We start from the raw sequence: 22,901 nt of genomic DNA on the forward strand, positions 1-22,901 counted from the left end.
GCGAAGGCGCGCGTACCGCGGAAGCTCACCAGCGGCGGCTGCCGGGCCGACGGCCGACGCCGGTCGCGGACGGCCGGCCGACCGGTGCCGTCGGCGGGGTGTCCAACGCACAGTGCACCAGGTGGGTGGTCGGGGCCGCGGCGGCCGCGCCGGTCGTCCGGCGGAGTGCAGCCTCCACGAGATCCTCGCCGAGGCTACGGGAGGTCTCGTCACTCGGGGCGGCTCAGACGGGTCGACCGGTAGCTCCGTGATCGATGGCTGCGGTGTGCCGTCGGATGAACGTGACGCGTGAGGCGACGTCGCTCCGGGGCAGGGTGTGGAGTTCGTAGCCGAGTTGGGTGTAGGCGGCGACCACCGCGTCATGGGTACGCACGGCTTCGGCGAAGTCTTGGTCTCGTTCGCTGTCGGTGGTGTAGATCCGCGGCCAGGGCGGGGCGACGAACACACGGTGGTGGTAGCGGAACAGCCGTGCTGCGGCTGTCACGTGCGCGGGGACGGGCTGGCCGAGGAGGAGGTGGTAGCCGACGAGGTCCGGGATCCCTCGGTCGAAGAAGACGGGTCCGGGATGCCGGCTGGCTTGGCGGTAGGAGCGGATCTCCCAGCTGAGCATGACCTCGGCGAACAGTCGTGAGTCCCCGGTGTGCAGCGCCTGGCCGCCGATCGACAGCTGGTCCTGGATGATCTGTCGCCCCGCTTCGTCGACGCAGGCGTGACCGGCACGCCGCAAGCTGTCGATCAGCGTGGTCTTGCCGGCTCCGGGGCCGCCGGTAATGACGATGTACCTGCTGCTCACGTCGTCCCCTCTGCTAGGTGCCCACTCCCGGTGCTGCTCGACGCCGTGCCGTCGCAGTGTGGACGTCGGGCACGGAGGAACGCCGTCGCGATCGTGCGTCGCGTGGGCGTGCCGGCCGCGACCAGGGCGGTCATGTACGTGTCGAGACGTGCGCGCTCGTCGTCGGTCAGGGCGGCGGCGATCGCTTCGCCGTACGTGGGGACCAGGGGGTTGGGCGCCACGCGCTTGAGTGCCTCCCAGTCCTCGATCGGGTCGGCGGGCACGTCGACCCGGGCGCGGTAGTCCAGTTCCACCGCCTCGAAGCCGGCGGCCGTCGCCCAGTCGACCAGGTCACGTTCGTCGAAGTCCATCATCGGTCGCGTGGTTTCCCCGCTCCGGTAGACGTCGCCGACCTTGGCGACCAGGTCGTGCACGGGCGAGTTGCCGGTGCCGAACGGATCATCCGGTCGGAGCCGTTCCGCGAAGCGGTTGATGGGCTCGAAGAGGGAGATCCGGCCGCCCGGCCGCAGGACGCGGAGGAACTCCGCGAGGGCGGCGGCCTTGCGGTCGGAGTAGATGAGCACCGACCGGGTGGTCACGACGTCGACGGAGGCGTCAGCGATGCCGGTGAGGTCATCGGCCGGCGCGACCACGAAGCTGCACCGCCCGTCACCGCCGGCGGTGCGCCGGCACTCGTCGAGCACATCGGGTGACACATCGCTGAAGATGACGTGACCGTCCGGGCCGAGTCGATCCAGCGCGCCGAACCCGATCAGCCCGGTCCCGCAGCCCACGTCGAGGACCACGTCGTCGGCCGCCAGGGCGGCTCCGTCCAGGACGCCGTCACGGAACGCCGCCAGATCCCGCGCGTTGCGGGCGCGCAGCCCCGCGCTGTTGCCGTCCCGGCGGGTCAGGAGCCACTGTGCCCACTTGTCCGGCGCCACCGGGGCAGCGTAACCCGCCGCTCGGTTCCGGGGCCTGGACCGGGCCGTGCCGCGGGACCGCACTCGGCTTCGGTGGGGCCGCGACCGGTTGTCTCGTCGGTCCGGCAGAGCGGATCGGCGGCACCGCCGGGCCACCGTCGTTCAGCGGCGGGCCGCGGCGAGGAGTTGCGGCGGCAGCCGGGTCCACCAATCCGCGATCGCCTGGGCCTGCGGTGGGTACGGCCGGCCCGTCGAGCCGGCCTCGACCTCGCGCAACAGGTCCCGGTGGCCGTCGGTGGCCATGCCGTAGGCCAGGGCCCGCAGGATGCCGTCATCCAGCGTTGACGGCGCTCGCCTTGCCTGCTGCCGTTGGGCGGCCAGGACGCGCTGCCATCGTCCGGCGTCCATCCGCGCCCGCCAGTGGGGGGTGGCGCTGGCGGCGGCATGCCGTAGGGGTGGCGTCGCCGCCGGGTCGACCAGTAGCCCGTAGACCAGCTCCCGGTGGTCCGGGGTCTTCAGGAGAGTCAGCATCCGCAGCGTCGAGGCGACCAACCCCGGGCCCCAGTCCTTCAGACGTCCCTGCATCTCCCCGAGGGCGGCTGAGGCCAATGGCCAGCGGTACGGGGTGGCGGCCACCAGCATGACGGAGTAGAGCCTCAGATCGGCGTTGGGGCTGTGCATCGCCTCTGCGATCAGGGCGGGAAACACGTCGTCGGCCTCGGGAGGCTCGACGGGCAGCAGACCCCGGGCCCGACGGACCAGGTTGTCGACCAGGACTCCCGGGTCGGCGGGGACGCCCTGCGGGAGGGCCGGGCCGCCGTCGTGGTGGAGGGCGGCCAGTTGGGCTCGCAGGCCGTTCTCGTGCGGTAGGAGGCGGGCCATCCCGGTGAGAAGTTCGCCGCTGAGTGCTTGCACCTCCGGATCAGGCCCGGAACCGGCCAGCAGACCCCGGGCAGCGGCGGTGAGCCGCCGCCATTCCGGCGCTGTCCGAAAGTGGCCGGCGCGAAGCTTGCGTATCGCGGCCAACAGGGCGCCCTGATGCGCCAACTCGTTGTGCGGATTGTCGAGCTGGTCGAGCACGTAGCGGTTCGCGCGCCGATCCGCGGTGGCGTCCAGCAGGGACAGCGGAGTGATGAACACCGGGACGGCCCGATCGTCGACCATGGCCGTGCAGGTCCGGACCGCCGCGGGGCCTCCGTCCGGATGTCCCAGCAACCGGCTCATCGCCTCCTGTCGCAGCAGCCACTCCCGACCCTCGGCGACGACGAGTTCACCGAGCAGGTGGTGGCACATCTCGTCCCACAGCGTGGGCGGGTGCAGCACCAGGCCGGGACGGCGCCCGATCTCCGCGGTCAGCTCGTCCCAGGCCGCGCCGGTCATCGCGTACGGCACGCGGGCCTGAGCAAGCAGGTCGTGCCACCGCCTCGAAACAGCGGTCTCCGTGACCCGCACGTCACCCTCGTAACGGCGCGCCCCGGTGTCATCGAGGTCACCGTAGAAGCGGTGCACCGCGTCGCTGACCGTGGTGAGGGTCAGCTCGGGCAGCCCCAGGAGGCGTTCGTAGCAACGGAGCACGGTCCGGTTGACCGGCAGGTCACCGCGTTCCCAGCGGGTGATCTGCGAGGGGGCGAGATCTCGCCCGGAGTCCGCGGCGAACGCCCGGGCGAACTCTCGTCCCGAGCGCAGCCGCTGATCTGCCCCCAGCAGCCGGTTGGCTCGCAGCATCCAGCCGATCCGTCGCCGAGGCGCGAGGGGAAGCATGTCCCCAAGGTGCCGGGGGTGGTCACTCGTTGTCAACATCCCATCGCGGTGCGCACGTTCGGGTGCGGCCGTTGCACGGCTGTCTTCGCGCGCAACGGTCCAGAGCGGAGAGCCGGGCGTGGGCGAAGCTTCGACGGAGGGCAGCCGCCGACGCACCAGGGAAGCCGGGTGAACGTGGGGCGGCACAACGAGGAGGAGAAGCAGATGTTCCGGATCAAGTGCCACGACGGAGACGTATCCCGGAGCGGGCGGGCCGGCGACAGGAGCGATGCCGCTGCCGGAGCGACCGCACGGCGCCGAAGCCGTGTCCCGGCGCGGCTCGCCGCGGTGGTCGCGGTTGGTGCCACGGTGCTCAGCCTGACCGCTGCTCCGGCCCATGCCAGCTGGCACGCCGCCAACGTCGGCGGCAGCGGTGTCAACGTCCGTGACTGCTACCACCCGACGAACCCGCCCTGGCCGGGCACCTCATGCAGGCTTCAGGCCACGCTGGCGCCCGGCACCGCCGTGCACGTCGTCTGCCAGTACGTCGGCGAACTGGTCAACGGGGACACCATCTGGGACTACATCGTGTATCCGGGCGGCGAGGGCTACGCCGCCGACTACTACCTCGACACCCACACCACCTGGTACCGGATGCCATGGGTCGACGAGTGCGACTACTGAACTCTCGCGGGCGACGCGGCACGGGCAGCCGGGCCCGGTGAGCACCTGACGGGGCCCGGCACCCCAGCTCGGACGCAGCGGAGGTCCTGCCCGGTCGGACAATGGACTCGAAAGCGCCGGCTCGATGAGGCGTAGCAGGTCGCGCTCCGGGGAATCCTGACGACCATGGCGTCGTACTCGGTGAACAACGCGGCCGTCGCCCGCGCTCGGCGGCTCATCGAAGCTCGGCAGTATGTTCTCGACAGCGACTGGGGTGCCGTGCAACCCCGGGCGAGCGACGAGAACGCCTACCTCGACGCGCACTCGTGGACCGAGTACGGCGAGTGGTTCCTCGCCTGCACGGACGGGGCGAGCGAGGAGACGAAGGGGCGCTACGCCTTCGCCTACGGCGACTTCCGTCGGGTCCACCGCTCCGGGCTCATCGCCTGTGTCTACCGTGCCGCCGAGTGGCGCCACAAGGATGTCGAGCTGGCGGCGCACGAGCTGCTGCAACTGCTCGACCGCACCGCCGGCTGACCGCCCTTCCCGACCTCGCCGCCGGCTGCGCCGGGTACTGCGGGGACTGCCGGCCCCGGCGTGGTCACCTCGCGGAATCGCTGCGCGGGGCAGCGGGCGGTTCGGGCCGTCACTACGGTGCGGAGGATGGACAGCTCCCATCCGCCGGTGGTCGGCGTCGTGCACGAGGCGCCCGGTTCGACCGTACGACTGCGTCCGGTGGCCGAGGACGATCTGGCGATGCTGCGCCGGTTCGCGGTCGAACCCGGGCTGATCGGGCTCGACTGGGCCGGCTTCCGGGACGCCGCCGCCCCGGGCCGCCGCTTCGCCGAGGACGGCTATCTCGGCGAGCAGGTCGGCGGCCTGATCGTCCAGGTCGAGCCCCCGGACGTCCCGGCGGGTTTCCTCAGCTACCAGCAGCGCCAGAGCGGCGGGCGGGCGCCGTACTGGGAGATCGGCATCGTGCTGCTGCCCGAGTGGCGCGGTCGAGGGCTCGGCTGGCGGGCCCAGGCGCTGCTCTGCGACTACCTGTTCAGCCACACCCCGGCGCAGCGCATCCAGGCCGGCACCCATGCCGAGAACGCTGCCGAGCAGCGGTCGCTGGAGAAGGCCGGCTTCCAGTTGGAGGGGGTCCTGCGGGCCTGCGAGTTCCGGGCCGGCGCCTGGCGGGACGGATGGCTCTACAGCCGGTTGCGCGACGACCCGTCACCGCTGTGACCGGATGACTCGGCGTCCCCCGGGTCGACCCCGTGTCGATCTCGCAGAACAGGTTCCATTTCCGTGGTCCTTGTGCTCGGCGGTGAATGCCAGACGGATCATCGGGCCCCGCTCGCGCAGCCACGCCGGATCGGACGATCGACGCCGCCGGCGTGGCAGGACCGGGCACGGGAGGCTGTCGACGCGCAACAGGTCAGCAGAAAGTCAGCGAGGGGCGCACCTGGCCGGACGGACGTCCGGGGTGGACAGGTGTGGTGTGGACCCTCCCACGGAGCCGCGCTACATCGCTCGTGTGTTGTAGCGATCGAGCGTCGCCTTGGATGTCGACGCGTCCTGGAAGACAAGCTCCCATGGACCGGTGTTGACGTCCATGTCCTTGCCGAAGCCGATCCACTTCCCGGCCATCCGTCGGCCGGTCGGCTCGGCGATGAGTTGGATCGCGCCGTGGTATCGGGCGCCCCGGTAGTAGCCGGTGGGGTCGGTCTGCTCGACCCAGGTGCCGGTGACGACGGCACCGTCCACGCTCAGGTCGAGCGAGAGCGACGATGACGCCGAGCCGGGCAGGCTGCGCGCGGTCAGCCTGTCGCCGTGCTGGAGCAGCACGACGAAGTGTTGTCCGGCGAAGGAGTCTCCCCGCCCGCTGGAGTAGAACTGGTAGCGGCTGAGCCACACGCCCTCGTACGACCGGTGGGCCGAGGTGGGCTTGGCCGTCGGTGTGGGCGTGGCCAGGTCGGACACGGAAGAGGTCAGGTCGTGGCCGCCGTGGTCGTCGTCGGTGACGTGCCCGTTGGGCACTGCGGCGAAGCCCAGGAGCGAGATGGGTAGCCCGGTGACGACTTCCAGCGCGCGGGCGTAGACGGGGCGCGGTGCAGCGATCGCGCCGGACTCCCATCGCTGGATGAGCCGCTTGTTGGCGTCGTTGGGTTCGCCGACGCGGTGGCCGGCGGCCTGGAGGGCGCGAGCGAAGTCGTCCTGGCTCATCCGCATTCCGGTGCGGACGGCGCGCAACGCGGTATTGGGGGCGGTCATGACCGCCACCCTAGCGTCATGTCGCCTAAATGTCGCCGGTGATGTGGCCGAGTTGTCGGCTTTTGTGCCCTCGCAGCAGGTGACATATCGACGGCACTGTGGAGCTGCGACGGTCGCTGTGCCGCCGCTTTCTACTGGCGGAGGTGGGGAATGTCGGGTAAGGGCGACGATTCTGCGGTGAGCCGGGGTGAGCAGATCCAGGCGGTCGAGCGGGAGGCGGCGAAGCGTCGGCTGCTGGCCGAGGCGGAGGCGGCTCGCATTCCGGTGGAGGAGACCACCCGGGCCGTACCGGATCGGCGGTGGCGTCGTGGGCAGCGTTGAGCTGTTGCCGGTCGGACGGCGGGTGGCGTACTGGCGAGGTCGGCGGAAGCTGTCGCAGCAGGTGTTCGCCGACCGGCTCGGCAAGTCGAAGAGTTGGGTGGACAAGGTCGAGCGGGGCGTCCGGTCGCTGGACAAGCTCTCGACGCTTCAGGAGATCGCCCGCGTGCTCCGTATCGACACCGCCGCTCTGGTCGGCCAGGACGTCGCATCGGTCGAGGTGGCGAGTCGTGGTGATGGCGTCGGGCGGATCAGGGCGGCGCTGTCTCGCTACGAGATCCCGTTGGGCAAGCCGGGAGGTGACCCGGTGTTGCCGGTGGACCGGATGCTGCGGGATGTGGGGTACGCGTGGACGACGTTCCAGCACGCCCGCTACCCGCAGTTGGTCGACCTCGTGCCGGACCTGCTCACCCATGCACAACGCACCCACGCCGAGGCCCCGGTGGCGGGTCGGGTGCCGCTCGTCGAGGCGTACCGGATCACCGCTTCTCTGTTGCTCAAGCTCGGCGATGCCGAGCTGGCGTGGTTGGCGGTGGATCGGGCGATGCTGGTCGCCACCGGTGACCGGGAGCTGGTGGCCGTCGCGGCCGTGCAGCTCGGCCAGGTGTTACGCACGCTCGGTCGGGTGCGGGAGGCGAAGGCGGTGCTGCTCGGTGCCGCGTACCGGATCGCCCCGCCCGTGCTGGACCACGGCGCACCGGCGGAGCTGTCCCTGTGTGGGACCCTGCTCGTCCAGGCCGGCCTGGCGGCGGCGCAGGACGGGAACGAGGCCGGCGCCGGCGAACTGCTCGACGAGGCCGACGGCATGGCGCAGCGGGTCGGTGACGGGTGCGACCATCACCGCACCGGGTTCGGTCCCACCGCCGTCGACCTGGCTCGCGCCGCCGCAGCCGTCGAAGTCGGCGAGGCTCGGGCGGCGGTCGTGCGACATGAGCGGGCCGTCGCGCGGCCCGGTTGGCGGTGGCTGCCCGCCGAGCACCGTGCCGCGCATCTGCTCGACGCCGCCCGCGCCTACCTGCATGCCGGAGATGCCGGCAACGCGGCTCGCCTGGTGACCGAGGTCGAGCACGCGGCACCGGCCGAGATCACGCACCGGCCCGTCGCCCGGGACATCCTCGCCGAGATTGCCCGCGACCCCCGCGCCCCGACCACGATCGCGAAGCTGTGGAGGGTCAGCGGCGGTGCTTGGTCATGCCGGCCATGACCCCACCCATGACGCGGACGCGGGCCCGGCGCGGCAGCGGGGCGAGGCTGTCCTTGAGGATGCGGGAGAGCAGGCCGGGGAAGGCGGTGGGCCGGCGGCCGAGCGCGTCGAGTGACCGTTGCGCGACGTCTTCGGGGGTCAGGGTCCTGCCCATGCGCATGCCGGCGGTGTCGGCGAAGCCGCTGGCGACCGGGCCCGGCGCGGAGGCGAGCACGTCGACCCCGTGGGGTCTGAGTTCGGCGTGCAGCCCTTCCGCCAGCGTCTGGACGTAGGCCTTGGTGGCGGCGTAGTTCGCCGCGTTGGGCGCGCCCTGGAAGCTGACGATGGAGCTGAGCAGGATGATCCCCCCGCGGCCCCGGTCCGCGAACCGTCGGCCGAACAGCCAGCTCAGGGCCAGCGTCGCGGCGCAGTTGACCTGGAGCATCTCCAGTTCGCGGGGCAGTTCGGCGGCGACGAACGGGCCGGAGGTGCCGAAGCCGGCGGCGGCGACGCAGAGGCCGATGTCGGCGCCGGCGGTCGCGGCGGCGAGCGCGTCGATGCTCTCCGGCCGGGCCAGGTCCAGCGGCAGCACCTGCGCGTCGATGCCGTGCCGCGCGGTGAGGTCGGCGGCCAGTTCCCGCAGCTCGGACTCGCGGCGGGCCACCAGCACCAGATCGAGACCGCGTTCGGCGAGGCGGCGGGCGATCTCCCGGCCGATGCCGGAGGAGGCGCCGGTGACCAGGGCGGTGGGACCGTACCGTTCGAGGAACCGCTGGTGGGCACGGCTGCGGGAGGCGGCAGGGGTGAGGTGGGTCTCGGATGTGGTCATGGCGGAGGTCGCCCTTCCGGCAGAGGTGGCTCGCCGGATGTCGGGCACCGAGCGAGTAGCATCACGCGACTCACCGTAGGATCGGTGGGTCGCTTCACGCAACTCACTGGGTGTAGGGTTGGCCGCCTCATGCTGGGCCAGGACTACGCGCATCAGACCTGCTCGCTCGCCCGCAGCCTGGAGGTGGTCGGCGAGCGCTGGACCATGCTCATCCTGCGGGACGTCCTGGTCGGCCGGCGCCGCTTCGACGAACTCGTCGCCAGCCTCGGGGTCACCCGGACCGTGCTCACCCAGCGGCTCCGCCTCCTCGTCGCCGAGGGTGTCCTGGAACGCCGCGCCTACCAGCAGCGACCCGAGCGTTTCGAGTACCACCTCACCGCCAAGGGCCGGGAGTTGACGCCGGTCGTCGCCCAGTTGATGTGGTGGGGTGACCGCCACTATCCCGAGCCGGCCGGTCCGCCCCGGCTGCTGGTGCACGACGGCTGCGGAGGGCCGGTACGGGCCGCCTACCGCTGCGGCGCCTGCCACGCCGAACTCCACCCCGACCAGGTGGCCACCCGGCCCGGCCCGGGTGCGCCCGCGGCCGACGCCGATCGCCCGGACTGAGCCGCCGGGGCGGCGTCGCACGAGGAACCGGGCGGTCTCCGGTGGCCGCTTCCGGAGGGGCACTGGTGGCAGCCGATTGTCGATAGTGTTCTCAGCCACACTGTCCGCACGTCCGGAAGGGTTGTGCCATGAGCTGTGGTCGTCGGCGGCTGTCGCGAACTGCCGCCGCGCTGTTCCTCCTCGCCGGGGTGGCTGTCCCCGCCGGTCCCGCCGAGGCGGCGAAGAAGGGTCCGGATCTCGCGGTCGACGCGTCCGGGACGAGGATCACGCGGGGGGTCGAGAAGAAGGTCGTCCACCTGAAGATCAGCAACCGGGGGGACGAGACCCCGAGCAGTGTCGTCGTCAGAGTCCGCCAGCCGCCGGAGGGCCTCCCGGAGCCCCTGCCGGTCGCCCTGATCTGGCATCCGGGTGGGGTGGGCGAGTGCGACGGTGATTTCGGGGGGTTCTACTGCGAACTGGTGCCGGAGCTGATCCCGGGGCCGGGGGAAACCGTCGACGTGCCCATCGACGCCACCGTCTTCGGTGCGGCGGGGCCCTACCGGGGCAGGTTCGAAGTCACGGTCACCATCAGGCCGGAGAAGGACGCGAATCCGGCCGACAACACCAGATGGTTCCCGCTGGAGCTGGTCGACCAGCCCAGCGCCGACCTCTCGGTGGTCGCCCGGGACGTGAAGCAGTCCGTACGGATCGGCGCTGGCGGCACGCCCGAGCCCACCGGCACGCTGAACCCCGGTGAGACCGGCGCGGTGTGGCACACCATCGCCAACCAGGGCCGGAAGGCCGTCAACGGAGTACGGGTCACGCTGCGCCTGCCCGAGGGGGTCACCTTCACCAAGCCGCCGACCCAGTGTGTGCTCGCCGACGCCGGGCGGTCGGCGGTCTGCACCTACCAGGGCCTCACCCTGGTGCCGGCCGTCGAGGACACCGACCCGAACGACACGGTCCACTCGGCGGTCGAGCTGTACAACCTGGTGACGACCGCGGCGTCCGCCACCGCGCCGGCGACGTTGCCGGGCGGAACCGTGCGGGTGGAGGGCCTCGCCGAGCGGCCGACGAACGACCGCGCCAAGGCTGCACGGACCGAGCTGCCCGCGAACGCCGTCGCCGCCCGGGTGGCCGACGTGGACCGCAGCGACAATCGGGACGGGTTCGCCGTGGTGCTGGCCGCGAAGAGCGGCGGCAACGGCAACGGTGACGGCGGTAACGGTGACGGCGGCGATGGTGACGCGGACGGCGGTGGTGGCGCCGGCGGCGGTGACGGCGGGTTGCCCGTCACCGGTCCGCAGGCCGGACTGATCGGCGGCATCGGCGTCGCGGCGCTGGCGGCCGGAGGCGTGTTGTTCCTCGCTGCCCGGCGTCGCCGGCTGACCCTGGTCGTCCCCGACGACGAGCGACCAGCGGCCTGATCCCCGGCGGGGCATGCCGCAGGGCGCCGTACGGAACCGGTGGGGTGGCACCGGTTCCGTACGGTGCGGGCACCATCTCAGAGAGGACACCGCCCGCCGATGCGCCGGACCCTGCCGATCGTCGTCGCCCTCACCCTGCTCGGATTCTCCACCGGGTGTGCCGGCGACTCCGGCCCCGTCTCCACCGCCACCACCGCCGTCACCGCGTCTGCCGCAGCCCCGGCCGATGAGGTGACCCCGGACGCCACCTCGCCCGCGCCGGCCGCCGACAGTCCCACGTCGACCGCGTCCGCGCCGGCGAAGCCGGCGAGCGACCCGAAACCGGCCCCACCGAAGGCCGTCCCGGCGCTGACCTGCGGTCAGCTCGCCGGCGCCGACCTGGGCAGCCCGAAGGCGCCGTTCTACGACCACACCGACCACATTCCGCTGCTCGACGGCATCTGGAACGGTGAGGACGGCACCGGCGTCGCACTCCAGAAGCCCTGCGCGATCGGCGACCTGGACGGCGACAAGGCCGCCGACGCCGCCCGCGCGGTGGTCGTGCGCACCGGCGGGACCGGCCAGTTCTGGAGCGTCGTCTTCTGGCACAACGCGGCCGGGAAGCCGGCCTACCGCACGGTGGTCGACCTCGGCGACCGGACCCCGGTCACCTCGATCGGGATCACCGGGCAGAAGGCCACAGTGGTCTGGCTGACCCGGTCCGACGACGCGAGCATGGCCGAGCTCGACACGAGGCGGACCACCGTCTACCGACTCTCCGGCGTCACGGTCACCGAGCTGAGCCACACCGACACCCCGTACACCCCCTGAGCCGTGCCGTCCCGGGTGGACCGGCCCCGCGAGGCCGGTCCACCCGGGACGGTGTCGACACCGCGGGCCGCAGCCGTCGGCACCCGTCACGCAGACTTGATCAAGTGGCCACGAACAGTTGTAGTATCGACGTCCGTCCACTCTTTCAGGAGGCGTCTGTGACGAGGTATGCGCGTTCGCTGATGGCGACGACGATGCTCGGCCTTTCCGTCCTGGCCGCGCCGGCCCCTGCCGGCGCGGCCACCCGGGTCGACCTGAGCGCCCAGGCCGCGGCTTCCGGCTGTACGACGTGGGTGGAGTGGGTGCAGGAGGGCGGCAACAGCTACTACTACGGCCGGGGCAACGTGCAGTGCACCAGCGGTCGATACAAGGTCAAGCTCCGGTGCCGCAACCTCCAGACCGGGGTGGGATACGTCGTCTACGGCGGGTACGCGGTGAACGCGCCCGGCACCGCCACCACGACCTGCTACAGCGGCAACGTCGCCGAGGGCGTGTACCCCGTCGACGATCCACTGCCGACGACCGGCGTCACCGGCTGCGTCTCCTGGGCGGAGTGGGTCCACGAGGGCAGCAACCACTACTACGGTCGCGGCACCGCCCAGTGCGACACCGGCACCTACCGGGTCCAGATCCAGTGCCGCAACGCGCAGACCGGCCAGCGGTACGTCGTCTCCGGCCCGGCCGTGACCGCCCCCGCCATCTCCACCACGACCTGCTACCAGGGCAACGTCGCGGATGTCGTCTCCGGTGTGCCGGCGTGAGGCGGGACGGGCCTGTCAACCGGCCGTGGACGGTTTGTACGCGATGATCAGCTCCCAGGTGCCGGGCAGCACCGCCGTTCGCGCGAAGCCGATCTCGGCGAGCAGCGTGGTGTAGAAGTCGGTCTCGCGGAGCCGGCTGACGCAGGTGTCCACCCCGATGAGGAAGTAGCTCCAGAAGAACTGCATGGCCAGGCGGTCCGGGGTGCGGAACTCCTCGCTGACCACGATCAGCCCGCCCGGCTCCAGGGCGGCGTACGCCTGCTCCAGCAGGCGGCGGGCGACGTCGTCGGGCCAGTCGTGCAGGACGCGCACGAAGGACAGCGCGTCGTAGCCGGGCGGCAGCGGTTCGGCCAGGAAGTCGCCGCCGACGAAGCCGAGCCGGTCCGGATGGCCGCGGGCGACGCGGGTGGCCGCGACGAGGGGCGCCACGGCGGGCAGGTTGTAGACGTCGGCCCGCAGGTGGGGCGCGCTGTCGAGGATGTGCGCGGCGAGCGTGCCGTCGCCGCCGCCGACGTCCAGCAGGCGGCGGCGGTCCGACCAGAGCGCGTCGGCGTGCCGCCCGACGCTCTCGAGCACCGGGCCGAGCCCGACGGCCATGCTGCGCTCGAACTCGGCGGTCTGGGCGTCGGTCCGGGGCGGCCAGGCGAAGTCGTCGTCGCCGATGCTGACCTCGCCGCGCAGGCTCTCGGTGAGCCGGCCGTGCAGCAGCCGCCACGGGTAACGGTCGCGGTCCCGTTCGACCGCGTCCGGGCCGACCACCGCGGCGACCGTGTCCCGCAACCCGGGCAGGGCCCGGTAGGTGGTGGCGCCGATGTCGTCGCCGGCCGCCTGCCGGGTCAGCAGGCCGAGACTCTCCAGACAGTCGAGGAACTTGTACAGCCGCAACGGGCGCATCCGGAACTGCGTGGCGAGCGCGTCGAGGCGGGCCGGGCCGGGCTCCAGCGCGTCGAGCAGCCCGGTGTCGAACGCGGTCGCCAGCACGTCCATGGCCTTCGGGCCGTTCGCGAGCAGGCTCATCAGCGCCCGTGGGGAGAGGGCGACGGTCATCGGGGCAGCTCCTTCGTCAGCGCGTCCATGAACGCGTCGACCTCGTCGAGGGTGTTGTAGACGTGCGGTCCGATCCGCAGGTAGCCGCGCCAGCTGCCGATCAGCCCCTGGGCGGCCAGCCGGCGCTTGACCGCCTCGCCGTCGGGGACGTCCAGGCAGACCACGCCGCCGCGACGCTCGGGCGAGGTGGGGCTGACCACGCGGATCCCGGCCGCCGCGGCCCGGTCCAGGACCCGCCCGGTGAGGACCAGCGAGTGCGCCCGGACGGCGTCGGCGCCGATGCCCGCCAGCAGGTCGAGGCCGACCTGCGAGATCAGGGCGGTGAGCGGGTACGGCGTGCCGCCGGCGAACCGCTGCGCGCCGGCCGCCCATCCGTCGGACGGCTGGAACGTCAACGCCCGGTCCCCGGCCTGCCAGCCGGTGGCCGCCGGTTCCAGTGTCGACGCCAGTTCCGGCCGGACGTAGAGGAAGGCGGTGCCGACACCGCAGAGCCACTTGTGCGCGCCGCCGAGCACGATGTCGACGCCGAGGGCGGTGACGTCCAGCGGCACCACCCCGACGGTCTGGAAGGCGTCGACGACGACGAGCGCGCCGACGTCGTGCGCGCGGGCGACCAGGCGGGCCAGGTCGACCGTGGCGCCGGAGGTGAAGCTGGCGTGCGACACGCACACCAGCAGCGTCCGTTCGTCGAGACGGGCTTCCAGGGCGTCCTGGTCGAGGTGGGGGCCGCCGTCGCCGACCACGTCGAGCCGGGCGCCGTAGCGGCGGAACGCCCGGAAGATGAACGGGACCGTCGGGTACTCCAGGTCGGTGGTGACGACGCGGTCGCGGGGCGGACGGTAGTCGAAGCAGGAGGCCACCCGGGCCAGCAGCGTGCTGAGGTTCCCGTCGGTGACCACGCTGCCCGGTGGCGCGCCGAGCAGGCGGGCCACGGAGTGGGCGTACCGGTCGAGGCCGACGTGCCAGCCCTGCCAGACGTCGTCGCGCCAGGTGCGCAGCGTCTCCCAGTAGTCGCGCAGCACGGTCTCCGCCCCGGCCGGCACCGCGCCGGTGGAGTTGCTGTTCAGGTACACACAGGTGCGCAGCACCGGGAACTCGGCCCGCAGCGCGGCGTGCGTGGCCTCGTCGAGGCACCGTGGCGGGCTGCCGGGTCCCGATTCGGGTGGGCTCATGCGCGCTGCCCTCCCACCGGTTCGAACGGGCCGGGCCGGCGGTCGACGGACGTGAACACCGGCACGTCCCGGACCGCCGCCAGGTAGGGCGTGCCCTCGGTGTAGCCGGTGCCGGAACGCTGCCCGAGCATCCGGGTGGCGATGCGGTGGTGGGTGCGCCGCCACCGGAGCAGGGCGGCGGCGAACTCCTCCATCCGCCGCGCCACCAGCCGCCGGTCCGGGCCGTCGAGTCGACCGTCGCGCACGGCCGCACGGTACGCCTCGTCGATCGTCGTCCGGCCGGCCCGGACCCGCGCCCGCACCTCCGGAACCGACCGGTACGCCACCGAGTCCAGCCGGCCCGGGAGCGGGGTCCGGCAGAGCGACTCCACCCGCTTGTAGGAGCGGGACTGGATGGCGCTGGCCCCCTCGGTGTACTGCCGGAACGTCCGGAACGACTCCGGCTGCATGGTCGCCAGCAGCGAGAACAGCGGACCGGCGTCGTCGAGCAGGTCGCGGGCGTACGCCAGTCGGTCGGCTGCGGGGGTGGGCCGGAGGTCGGCAAGCGCGGTGACGGTGGCGTCGAGTTCGTCGACGAGCGCGGCGAACAGGCACTCGTAGGCCTGTAGGACCCGGATGAACAGGTACTCGTCGTGTGTCACGTGCACCGGCAGCATGCTCAACCGCAGCGACAGGTCCGACGGGGGATCGAGGGTGGCGGCGACGGTGTGCAGTGCGGCTGCGGCATCGGCCGGTGCGGTGTCGTCGGGCCACGTCGGGTGGCCGAGGCGCAGCAGCGCCGGAGCGGCGGCCCGGGTGCCGAGCCGGCAGCGCTTGGTCACCACCGCCCACGCGGGACGCCGGAGCGGGAGCAGGTCGGCGGCGCCCCGGGCGGCGGTGACCTCGAACGCCACCGCGTCGGCGACGAGCCGGACGAACAACCGGTCCCGGTCGCGCCGCGTGGTGGTGTCGTCGCTTCCGGTCGCGACCGGTTCGTCCTCGCCGGCCGGCAACCGCAGCAGACGCAGCGCCAGGTAACTGCGGTAGTCGTATCGCCCGTCCCACTTGTCGAGAGTGGCGTCGAGGAAGTCGTCCAGGAGCCCGGGTGCCGCACCGCTCCCGGTCCGCTCGGGGGCGGCGAGGCGTTGCCGCGCTCCGTCGAGCAGTTCGAGTAGTCGCGGGTCGACGAAGTGTTTGCCGACCCGGTGGAATTCTCGCAGCACCGCCGCGTAGGGAAAAGTGCGGGGGTCCATCGTTCCGGACAACCAGGTGGTCAATTCGCGCACGGGCAGCCCTTCGGGGTGAGGACGACTGTCACGCAGGTGCACCGGAGACCCTGCGTCGGACGCGGGCCGTCAGAGCGGGTCGGTCCCGGGGCCGCCGCCGGGGGTGTGGAGTCGGGCCTGCCACAGATCCGGGAAGAACCGGTGCTCGACGAGCCGGGCGAGCACCGTCGCCGAACTGTTCGGCGCGCCCGCCGGAGCGTGGCCCCCGACCCGCAGCGCCACCTGGTAGTGCCGGAACCGCCACAACGCCACCCGCTCGTCCCACTCCACCATCGTCTCGGCGAGCCGGCATGTCGGATCCGTGCGGTCTCCTGGTCGCAGGTCCACCGCGGTGGTCCCGTGCGCGGCAAGGTGGTCGGCGAAGGCGCGGTCGAGCTTCCGGCTGGCCGCCTGGACGTGCCGCCAGCCCGGCGACTCGGCGCCGGATCCGTTGCCCAGCGCGGGCTGCATCGCCTGGAAGTCCGCGGGGGACAGGTGGTCCAGCATCTCCAACTGGTCGGTGACCAGGCGTACGGCGAGGGTGGCCCGGGCCAGCAGTGCCGCTGCCCCGGCCAGGTCGCCGACGGCCACCCGCGCGCTCGTCTCGGTCACCTCGGCGGCGGCCAGCTTGAACCACAGCTCGCTGGACTGGTGCACCACCTGGAACAGCAACTCGTCGCGGTGAATGACCTCGTCCGGGTTTCGTTGCAGTCCGAGCAGCACGTCGGTGCGCATGTAGCGCGCGTAGTCGGTGGTGCCGGACCCGGGTAGGACGGGCGACTTGTCGCGCTTCAAGGATGGCCTCCACTCGGCGTCGGCACGCCGGGAGTGGCGGTGCGGCGGAGCCATTATGCAATGACGAAAGACGATGCGCCAGCATGCGGTCCACTTCGAATCGACCACTTCACTGACCGGTGGATCAGGCGGTTTTTGCTCGAAATTGGTGGCCAGGGTGTTTCTTTTTCGTTAAGCCGCTGGAGGGCGTGCGGGTGTGCGGCCGGACGTCCGGGCGGGCCACCGCGACGCACCGAACCCGCCACCGAGCCGCCGGCCCCTCCGGACGGCATGCGACGCTCAGGTTCCTCGACCAAGGGAGCAACGTCGCGTGGCCCCGGCACGACCGCATCAGTCGCACAATCTCAGGCATGGCAGCGCGGCACCACCCGACCCCGACACCCCTAGTGCCCGGAGGAACGCAGACCATGGACCACGCATCTCAGCTCATCCAGGAGCGGAGTGCCCCGCCGGCCACGCTGGTGATCTTCGGCGCCTCCGGTGATCTGACCCGACGCAAGCTGCTGCCCGCGGTCGAGAGCCTGGCTCGGCACGAGCGGCTCCCGGACCAGTTCGCGCTGGTCGGCGTCGCGCGTACGCCGATGACCGACGAGCAGTTCGCCGAGAGCGCCCTCGGCGGGCGCGAACTCGCCGGCAAGCGCCAGCTCCGAGGCGGCGTACGCTACGTGGCCGGCGGCTACGACGACCCGGCGACCTACGAGCGGCTCGTCGAGACCCTCGACGAGCTGGACGCGCAGCGGGGCACGTCCGGCAACCGGCTCTTCTACCTGTCGACCCCGGCCGGCGCCTTCGAGCCGGTGATCAACGGGCTGGCCGGGGTCGGGCTCAACCGGCCGCGTGAGGGCTCCTTCTCCCGCCTGGTCATCGAGAAGCCGTACGGGCGCGACCTGGTCACGGCCCGGGAGCTGGACGCCGTCGTGCACAGCGCGTTCGACGAGCACCAGGTCTTCCGGATCGACCACTACCTGGGCAAGGACACCGTCCAGAACGTGCTGGCGCTGCGCTTCGCGAACTCGATCTTCCAGCCGATCTGGGATCGCTCCTGGGTCGACCACGTGCAGATCACCGTCGCGGAGACCCTTGGCGTCGGCACCCGCGGCGGCTTCTACGAGGAGGCCGGCGCGATGCGGGACATCGTGCAGAACCACGTGCTCCAGGTCCTCGCGCTGGCCCTGATGGAGCCGCCGGCCTCGTTCGAGGCCGAGGGCCTGCGCAACGAGAAGGTGAAGCTGCTGCAGGCGATCCGGCTCCCCACCGACCGGGACATCGCCGAGGCCGCGGTCCGCGGGCAGTACACCCGGGGCGGCACCCGTGAGGAACTCATGGCCGGCTACCGCGAGGAGGCAGGCGTCGACCCGCTGTCGCGGACCGAGACCTATGCCGCGCTGCGACTCAACGTGGACAACTGGCGGTGGGCCGGGGTGCCGTTCTACGTGCGCACCGGCAAGCGCCTACCGGCTCGGCTCACCGAGGTGGCGCTGCAGTTCCAGCGTCCGCCGCACCTGCCGATCCCGACCGACCAGCTCACCGGCCTCGAAGCCGATGCGCTGATCCTGCGGATCCAGCCGAACGAGGGCATCTCGCTGCGCTTCGGGGCCAAGGTGCCGGGCCACTCGTTCCGGGTCCGCACGGCCACCATGGAGTTCTCGTACGACCAGACGTTCGTCGAGGAGTCCCCGGAGGCGTACGAGCGGCTGCTCCTGGACGCGTTGATCGGTGACGCGTCGCTCTTCATCCGCAGCGACGAGGTGCAGCAGTGCTGGCGGATCGTCGATCCGATCATCGAGAACTGGGAGAAGGACGACACGCCGATCCCCACCTACGAGGCCGCCTCCTGGGGGCCGACCGACGCCGACCGGCTCATCGGCCGGCACGGCCGCAGATGGCGCAACTCCGCATAGCTCCGCGCTGACGGACGCTCCGCCGCGCCCCCGGCCCCGCCCCTCGACCGGGCGGGGCCGGGACGTGCACGTCCCGGCCCGCGCGGTGGCGGTCGGGGGGCCTACGGTCCGTCGTCCTGGGACGCATCGGTGGTGGGGTCGCCGGCTCGCTTCCGCCATCCGGCGAGGTTGTGGCGGGTGTTCACGGTGTCGGGGTGGTCCGGTCCCAGGACGCGGAGCCGGTCGGTGAGGAGCTGCTCGTAGGCGGCGATGGCGCCGGTGGGATCGCCGGCTTCTCCCCGCCAGTGGGCGAGATTGTGCCGGGTCGTCAGGGTGTGCGGGTGGTCGGGTCCCAGGACGCGGAGCCGGTCGGTGAGGAGCTGCCGGTAGGCGGTGACGGCTCCGGCGGGGTCGCCGGCCTCTCCCCGCCACCGGGCGAGGTTGTGGCGGGTGATCAGGGTGGCGGGGTGGTCGGGTCCCAGGACCCGGAGCTGGTCGCTGAGGAGCTGCTGGTAGGCGGTGACGGCGCCGGGGGCGTCGCCGGCCTCTCCCCGCCGCCCGGCGAGGTCGTGGCGGGTGATCAGGGTGTCGGGATGGTCGGGCCCCAGCACCCGGAGTTGGTCGGTGAGAAGTTGTTCGAAGGCGGCGACGGCGCCGGCGATGTCTCCGGACTTCCCCCTCCAGTAGGAGAGATTGCCCCGGGTGGCCAGGGTGTCCGGGTGGTCGGGCCCCAGCACCCGCAGATAGTCGGTGAGGAGCTGTTCGAAGGCGGCGACGACGCCGGTGGTGTCGCCGGCCTCCACCCGCCACCGGGTGAGGTGGCCCCGGGTGGCCAGGGTGTGCGGGTGGTCGCGTCCCCGGACCCGGAGCTGGTCGGTGAGGAGCTGTTCGTAGGCGGCGACGGCGCCGGTGGGATCGCCGGCTTCTCCCCGCCAGTAGGCGAGGTTGTGGCGGATGTCCAGGGTGTGGGGGTGGTCGGGTCCCCGGACCCGCAGGCAGTCGGTGAGGAGCTGTTCGAAGGCGGCCACGGCGCCGGTGGGATCGCCGGCTTCTCCCCGCCAGTAGGCGAGGTTGTGGCGGGTGGTCAGGGTGTCGCCGTGGTCGGGTCCCAGGACCCGCAGGCAGTCGGTGAGGAGCTGTTCGAGGGCGGTGGCGGCGGCGCTGACCTGGCCCGTGTCGCCGAGGCTTCGGATGCTGCGGAACAGCAGTCGGTGGGGATCGGGCAGCAACAGGCTGTCCCCGCTGCCAGCCCGCAGGGTGGTGGTGTTCGCGCGCAGGATCTGCGTGTACTTGGGATCCCGGTCGATGTCCGGCCAGAGGGCGAGCAGCCCGTCCGCGGCGGCGCGGGCCGCGGCGCCCAGCCGGGCCGTGTCGCCGTGGTCGCGGGTGGCGCGTTGCACCAGGGCATGCACGCGTACGCCGGCGGTGGCGGCGTCCTGGGTGACGAGGTTGAGTCGATGCAGGTTACGCATGGCGTCGGTCACCATCGGTGCTGCCACGTCCTGGCCGGTCACCGCGCCGAGGTGCGCCACGACCGCGTCGGTGGTGAAGACCGCTTCCGGGATCCCGTTGGGGTCGAGCAGTGCGGCCAGGTCCAGGACCGGTCGGGCCAACCCCCGGGGCGGGTGGTTGTCGGCGGCGTCCAGGGACAACAGCCAGGTGGCCGCGACCGTGGCCCGGTGGTCGTCGGGCAGGGCGTCGTCGGGCGGCGCGAGATCAGCCAGGCGCTGACCGGCCAGCCGGTCCCGGTAGGCCGCCGCGTCGATGCCACGATCGCGGATGAACGCCGCGGCCTGCGCGACCGCCAGCGGCAGATAGCCGAGGTCGGCGGCCAACGCCTCGACATCGCCCTGTTGGTCGCCGGAGGTGCCGGTGGACCGGGTGAGATAGTCGACGGCCTCGGCGGGGGTGAACAGGTCGACCGGCACCAGGACGCGACCGTCGGTGTGCAGGACCGGATCTCGACGGCGGGTGGTGACCACCGTGCGGCCGTCACGGTTGGCCGGCGGCCACCAACCAGCGGCATCGCCGGGCGCGTCGAGGTTGTCCAACACCACCAGCCACCGTCGGTTGGCGCGCTCCAACCACACCAGCAACCGCCCCGCCGCCGTCTCCGGCTCCAGATCAGCGGTCGCCACACCGACCACGCGTGCGGCCTCCGCGTAGGCGGCGATGATCGCGTCACGACTGGACGCCGTGACCCAGACCAGCACGTCCAGCTCGCCATTGGTGTCGAGGTGACGAGCGAACTGTGCGGCCAACTGCGTCTTGCCGACACCACCCATCCCCGACAGCACCTGGGTCAAGACCGCGGTCCGCCCGGTCCGGGCCGCCCTCATCAGATCGACGCGGGCCGCGCGGTCCTGGAACCAGGCGGCCTGCTGCGGCACCCGGCCGATCCGGACCACCCCGCCCACCCGGGCCGACCCCGCGGCACGCGCCCCGCGGGCGTCGAGACGGTCGAAGACCAACGACGCCAGCGCGAACACCGCGCCCGCGATCCCGGCGATCCAGCCGGCCTGTTCGGTGCCCGTCCACCCCGGGCGGGGCGACCACCAATCGGGTGGCAGCCACCAGGCCGACACGGCCACCAGAGCACAACCGGCAGCCACCACCGCGAGCACGACCACGCGCCGCCGCAACCGACGCCGGAACACCCGAGTCACCCCACCATCATCGACGGTGACCACAACGCCCTCACGGTGGCCCGGTCGGGCACGGCGGGGGCGGCGTTCCTCCCCGGCCGGTTGGCGTGACGGGCCGGGGTGGCGTCAGCCGATGCCGTCGACGGCGGCCCGGAGCGCGTTGATCGACGGGTCCCAGGTGAAGTTCAGCACGGGCAGGCCGGACGCGGCGGCGTTGCTGTCGCCGCCGAGGACCACCGCCCGCGGCTTGCCGGAGCCCTGCGGGACCACGAGGTACCAGCTGCCTTTCACATTCGCGATGAACACTTCGTCTGCCTCCTGGTCCGGCGGGTCGGGGTTGCCGCCGTCTCCGACGTCGTTCTCGAAATCCGTGGTGGCGCCGAAATTCGTCGGGCTGCCGGTGTTCAGCCAGAGACTCGTGTGCACGTGCGGCCCGACACCCTGGTCGCTGCCGTTCGCCGACGCGCCGGAGTAGGCGATCGTCTGGCCCCGCGACACGCGTTGCCCGGTGGCGACGGCGATCCTCGACAGGTGCAGGTGTCGGGTGTAGTTGCCGTCGTCGTGGGCCATCCCCACGACGCGTCCGGTCGCGGTGGAGGTGTCGGCCTTCACGAGCCGGATCGTGCCGTTCGCCGCGGCCACGACCGGAGTGCCGGTGGCCACCGCGTAGTCGGTGCCCGGCTCGGCCGAGGGCGGCGTCCGGTTCCGGTGGTCCTGCCAGGAGCTGGAGATCCGGACGTTCCCGCAGGGCCGCTGATAGCTGCCCGCGGCCCGGGCGGCGCCGGGCAGCAGCGCGAAGGCGGCCGACACCCCGGAGGCGGCCAGCGCGGCACCGGTGAGGAACCCCCGCCTCGATAGCCCTCGCAGGTAGGCGATGCCGTCGAGATCCTCGGGGCCCGGCTCGCCGTGGCCGGCATTCCGCGCCGGGCCGGGGCGCGGCTCCCCACTGAGGATCATCAATGCAACCTAAGGCCGCTCCCGGCGAAGGGCAAGGGCCTCGCCGCGCGCGCCGGTCGGCGAGGCCCCCGCCGACCGCTCAGCCAGGGCGGCGTCCCCATGCCGAGATCAGCGGCGCGAGGGTGAGGTCGAGTTCGCCGGTCTCGACGGCGGCCAGGTGGGCGTCGATCTCGACGTCGTCGGCCAGCCCCGCGGCGAGCAGCTCGCCACGGACCATGCGCACCGTCGCGGCCTCCAGCCGGTCGCAGGCCACGCCGCCGATCGGGAAGCAACCGGCGGCCGTCACGTCGACCAGGCCCGCCGCCCGCAACGCCCGCGGCAGCGTACGGCCGTAGCGCAGATCGGCGCCGCGGCGGGTCAGCAACTCCCGGACGGCCCGGCGCAGCCGGTTGGCGCGCCGCTGCGCCGGGCCGACCTCGTCGAGGCAGGCCAGTGGCTGCAACTCGGTGTCGGCGTCCTCCACCACCAGCCAACCGCCGGGCCGCAGCGCCGCCGCCATCGTCGCCAACGCCCGCGCCCGGTCGGGCACGTGGACGAGCACGAGCCGGGCGTGCACCAGGTCGAACGTGCCGGGCTGCGGCGGCGGGTCCGCGACGATGTCGTGCCGGCGCACCTCGTACCGGCCGTGCGGGTCCAACCAGGCCGGATCGAGGTCCGTGGCCAGCACGTGACCGGTCGGCCCGACGGCCGTGGCCAGCGCCTCGGGAATGCTGGGGCCGCCGGCGCCGACCTCCCAGCAGCGCCAGCCCGGCCCCACCCCGAGCCGGTCGAAGTGCCCACGCGTGACCCCGTCGAACAGCTCGGCCAGCCAGATGAACCGCTCACCCGCCTCGGCCCGGGCGTTGTCGAGCAGGTAGCGGTGATCCGGGGAACCCATGCCCCCATCCT

At 72.5% G+C, this 22,901-nt stretch carries 23 protein-coding genes; 10 read left to right on the top strand and 13 right to left on the bottom strand.

Annotation, left to right across the window (positions count from 1 at the left end; genetic code table 11):
* Positions 1-25: 25 nt before the first annotated feature.
* The 4 genes from OG767_RS10750 to OG767_RS10765 form a co-directional block, all read right to left on the bottom strand.
* Positions 26-178 carry a hypothetical protein gene (locus tag OG767_RS10750; protein ID WP_405093257.1) on the bottom strand — a complete coding sequence of 51 codons (153 nt, stop codon included), beginning with the start codon at positions 176-178 and terminating at the stop codon, positions 26-28.
* A gap of 45 nt (positions 179-223) precedes the next feature.
* The gene (locus OG767_RS10755; protein ID WP_405093258.1) at positions 224-793 is read right to left on the bottom strand and encodes an AAA family ATPase; all 570 of its coding nucleotides are present in this window, start codon (positions 791-793) and stop codon (positions 224-226) included.
* Positions 790-1,716, bottom strand: a complete 927-nt coding sequence (locus OG767_RS10760) for a class I SAM-dependent methyltransferase (RefSeq protein ID WP_405093259.1) — start codon at positions 1,714-1,716, stop codon at positions 790-792. The genes OG767_RS10755 and OG767_RS10760 overlap by 4 nt, the downstream gene beginning before the upstream one ends.
* 141 nt (positions 1,717-1,857) lie before the next feature.
* Positions 1,858-3,420 carry a hypothetical protein gene (locus OG767_RS10765; RefSeq protein WP_405093260.1) on the bottom strand — a complete coding sequence of 521 codons (1,563 nt, stop codon included), beginning with the start codon at positions 3,418-3,420 and terminating at the stop codon, positions 1,858-1,860.
* Positions 3,421-3,804: 384 nt separating this feature from the next.
* On the opposite strand from OG767_RS10765, the gene OG767_RS10770 reads away from it, so the two are divergent.
* The 3 genes from OG767_RS10770 to OG767_RS10780 all read left to right on the top strand — a co-directional run bounded on the left by OG767_RS10770 (position 3,805) and on the right by OG767_RS10780 (position 5,331).
* Entirely contained in the window at positions 3,805-4,119 is a 315-nt protein-coding gene (locus OG767_RS10770) for a hypothetical protein (protein ID WP_405093261.1), read from the top strand.
* Between the two features lie 165 nt (positions 4,120-4,284).
* Positions 4,285-4,635, top strand: coding sequence for a hypothetical protein (locus tag OG767_RS10775; protein WP_405093262.1), 351 nt, complete (start codon positions 4,285-4,287; stop codon positions 4,633-4,635).
* A 126-nt stretch (positions 4,636-4,761) separates the two neighbouring features.
* Positions 4,762-5,331 carry a GNAT family N-acetyltransferase gene (locus tag OG767_RS10780; RefSeq protein ID WP_405093263.1) on the top strand — a complete coding sequence of 190 codons (570 nt, stop codon included), beginning with the start codon at positions 4,762-4,764 and terminating at the stop codon, positions 5,329-5,331.
* Positions 5,332-5,610: 279 nt separating this feature from the next.
* Here the strand turns inward: OG767_RS10780 and OG767_RS10785 are convergent, their stop codons facing one another.
* Positions 5,611-6,369 (bottom strand): helix-turn-helix domain-containing protein, encoded by a 759-nt coding sequence (locus OG767_RS10785; RefSeq protein WP_405093264.1) that lies wholly within the window; start codon positions 6,367-6,369, stop codon positions 5,611-5,613.
* A 168-nt stretch (positions 6,370-6,537) separates the two neighbouring features.
* Here OG767_RS10785 and OG767_RS10790 point away from each other — a divergent pair, with 168 nt between their 5' ends.
* Together OG767_RS10790 and OG767_RS10795 are read left to right on the top strand one after the other, a co-directional pair.
* Positions 6,538-6,681 carry a hypothetical protein gene (locus tag OG767_RS10790; RefSeq protein ID WP_281934984.1) on the top strand — a complete coding sequence of 48 codons (144 nt, stop codon included), beginning with the start codon at positions 6,538-6,540 and terminating at the stop codon, positions 6,679-6,681.
* Positions 6,668-7,882 carry a helix-turn-helix domain-containing protein gene (locus tag OG767_RS10795; protein WP_405093265.1) on the top strand — a complete coding sequence of 405 codons (1,215 nt, stop codon included), beginning with the start codon at positions 6,668-6,670 and terminating at the stop codon, positions 7,880-7,882. The genes OG767_RS10790 and OG767_RS10795 overlap by 14 nt, the downstream gene beginning before the upstream one ends.
* Here the strand turns inward: OG767_RS10795 and OG767_RS10800 are convergent.
* Positions 7,851-8,690 carry an SDR family NAD(P)-dependent oxidoreductase gene (locus tag OG767_RS10800; protein ID WP_405093266.1) on the bottom strand — a complete coding sequence of 280 codons (840 nt, stop codon included), beginning with the start codon at positions 8,688-8,690 and terminating at the stop codon, positions 7,851-7,853. The two genes, OG767_RS10795 and OG767_RS10800, sit on opposite strands and share 32 nt — an antisense overlap.
* A 129-nt stretch (positions 8,691-8,819) precedes the next feature.
* Here OG767_RS10800 and OG767_RS10805 point away from each other — a divergent pair, with 129 nt between their 5' ends.
* The 4 genes from OG767_RS10805 to OG767_RS10820 all read left to right on the top strand — a co-directional run bounded on the left by OG767_RS10805 (position 8,820) and on the right by OG767_RS10820 (position 12,273).
* Positions 8,820-9,296, top strand: coding sequence for a winged helix-turn-helix transcriptional regulator (locus OG767_RS10805; RefSeq protein WP_405093267.1), 477 nt, complete (start codon positions 8,820-8,822; stop codon positions 9,294-9,296).
* Between the two features lie 128 nt (positions 9,297-9,424).
* On the top strand, positions 9,425-10,702 hold the full coding sequence (locus tag OG767_RS10810) for a hypothetical protein (RefSeq protein WP_405093268.1): 1,278 nt from the start codon (positions 9,425-9,427) through the stop codon (positions 10,700-10,702).
* Positions 10,703-10,801: 99 nt separating this feature from the next.
* Positions 10,802-11,512, top strand: coding sequence for a hypothetical protein (locus OG767_RS10815; protein ID WP_405093269.1), 711 nt, complete (start codon positions 10,802-10,804; stop codon positions 11,510-11,512).
* A gap of 158 nt (positions 11,513-11,670) precedes the next feature.
* Complete coding sequence (locus OG767_RS10820; protein WP_405093270.1) at positions 11,671-12,273, top strand: hypothetical protein; 603 nt, start codon at positions 11,671-11,673, stop codon at positions 12,271-12,273.
* Between the two features lie 15 nt (positions 12,274-12,288).
* Here OG767_RS10820 and OG767_RS10825 read toward each other — a convergent pair whose 3' ends face one another.
* From OG767_RS10825 to OG767_RS10840, 4 genes are all read right to left on the bottom strand, one after another.
* Positions 12,289-13,320 (bottom strand): methyltransferase, encoded by a 1,032-nt coding sequence (locus OG767_RS10825; protein WP_405093271.1) that lies wholly within the window; start codon positions 13,318-13,320, stop codon positions 12,289-12,291.
* Complete coding sequence (locus tag OG767_RS10830; RefSeq protein ID WP_405093272.1) at positions 13,317-14,492, bottom strand: aminotransferase class V-fold PLP-dependent enzyme; 1,176 nt, start codon at positions 14,490-14,492, stop codon at positions 13,317-13,319. Before OG767_RS10830 ends, OG767_RS10825 begins: the two co-directional genes overlap by 4 nt.
* Positions 14,489-15,724 (bottom strand): tryptophan 2,3-dioxygenase family protein, encoded by a 1,236-nt coding sequence (locus OG767_RS10835; protein WP_405094187.1) that lies wholly within the window; start codon positions 15,722-15,724, stop codon positions 14,489-14,491. Before OG767_RS10835 ends, OG767_RS10830 begins: the two co-directional genes overlap by 4 nt.
* Before the next feature lie 102 nt (positions 15,725-15,826).
* The gene (locus OG767_RS10840; protein ID WP_405093273.1) at positions 15,827-16,531 is read right to left on the bottom strand and encodes a tryptophan 2,3-dioxygenase family protein; all 705 of its coding nucleotides are present in this window, start codon (positions 16,529-16,531) and stop codon (positions 15,827-15,829) included.
* Between the two features lie 407 nt (positions 16,532-16,938).
* On the opposite strand from OG767_RS10840, the gene zwf reads away from it, so the two are divergent.
* Positions 16,939-18,432, top strand: coding sequence for a glucose-6-phosphate dehydrogenase (gene zwf / locus OG767_RS10845; protein WP_405093274.1), 1,494 nt, complete (start codon positions 16,939-16,941; stop codon positions 18,430-18,432).
* A gap of 101 nt (positions 18,433-18,533) precedes the next feature.
* Here zwf and OG767_RS10850 read toward each other — a convergent pair whose 3' ends face one another.
* The 3 genes from OG767_RS10850 to OG767_RS10860 all read right to left on the bottom strand — a co-directional run bounded on the left by OG767_RS10850 (position 18,534) and on the right by OG767_RS10860 (position 22,890).
* Positions 18,534-21,077, bottom strand: coding sequence for a tetratricopeptide repeat protein (locus OG767_RS10850; RefSeq protein WP_405093275.1), 2,544 nt, complete (start codon positions 21,075-21,077; stop codon positions 18,534-18,536).
* Between the two features lie 105 nt (positions 21,078-21,182).
* The gene (locus OG767_RS10855) at positions 21,183-22,013 is read right to left on the bottom strand and encodes a M23 family metallopeptidase (RefSeq protein WP_405093276.1); all 831 of its coding nucleotides are present in this window, start codon (positions 22,011-22,013) and stop codon (positions 21,183-21,185) included.
* 79 nt (positions 22,014-22,092) lie between these two features.
* Positions 22,093-22,890, bottom strand: coding sequence for a methyltransferase domain-containing protein (locus OG767_RS10860; protein ID WP_405093277.1), 798 nt, complete (start codon positions 22,888-22,890; stop codon positions 22,093-22,095).
* Between the last annotated feature and the right edge of the window lie 11 nt (positions 22,891-22,901).

This window comes from Micromonospora sp. NBC_01392 (assembly GCF_045040125.1).
GTDB lineage: Bacteria > Actinomycetota > Actinomycetes > Mycobacteriales > Micromonosporaceae > Micromonospora.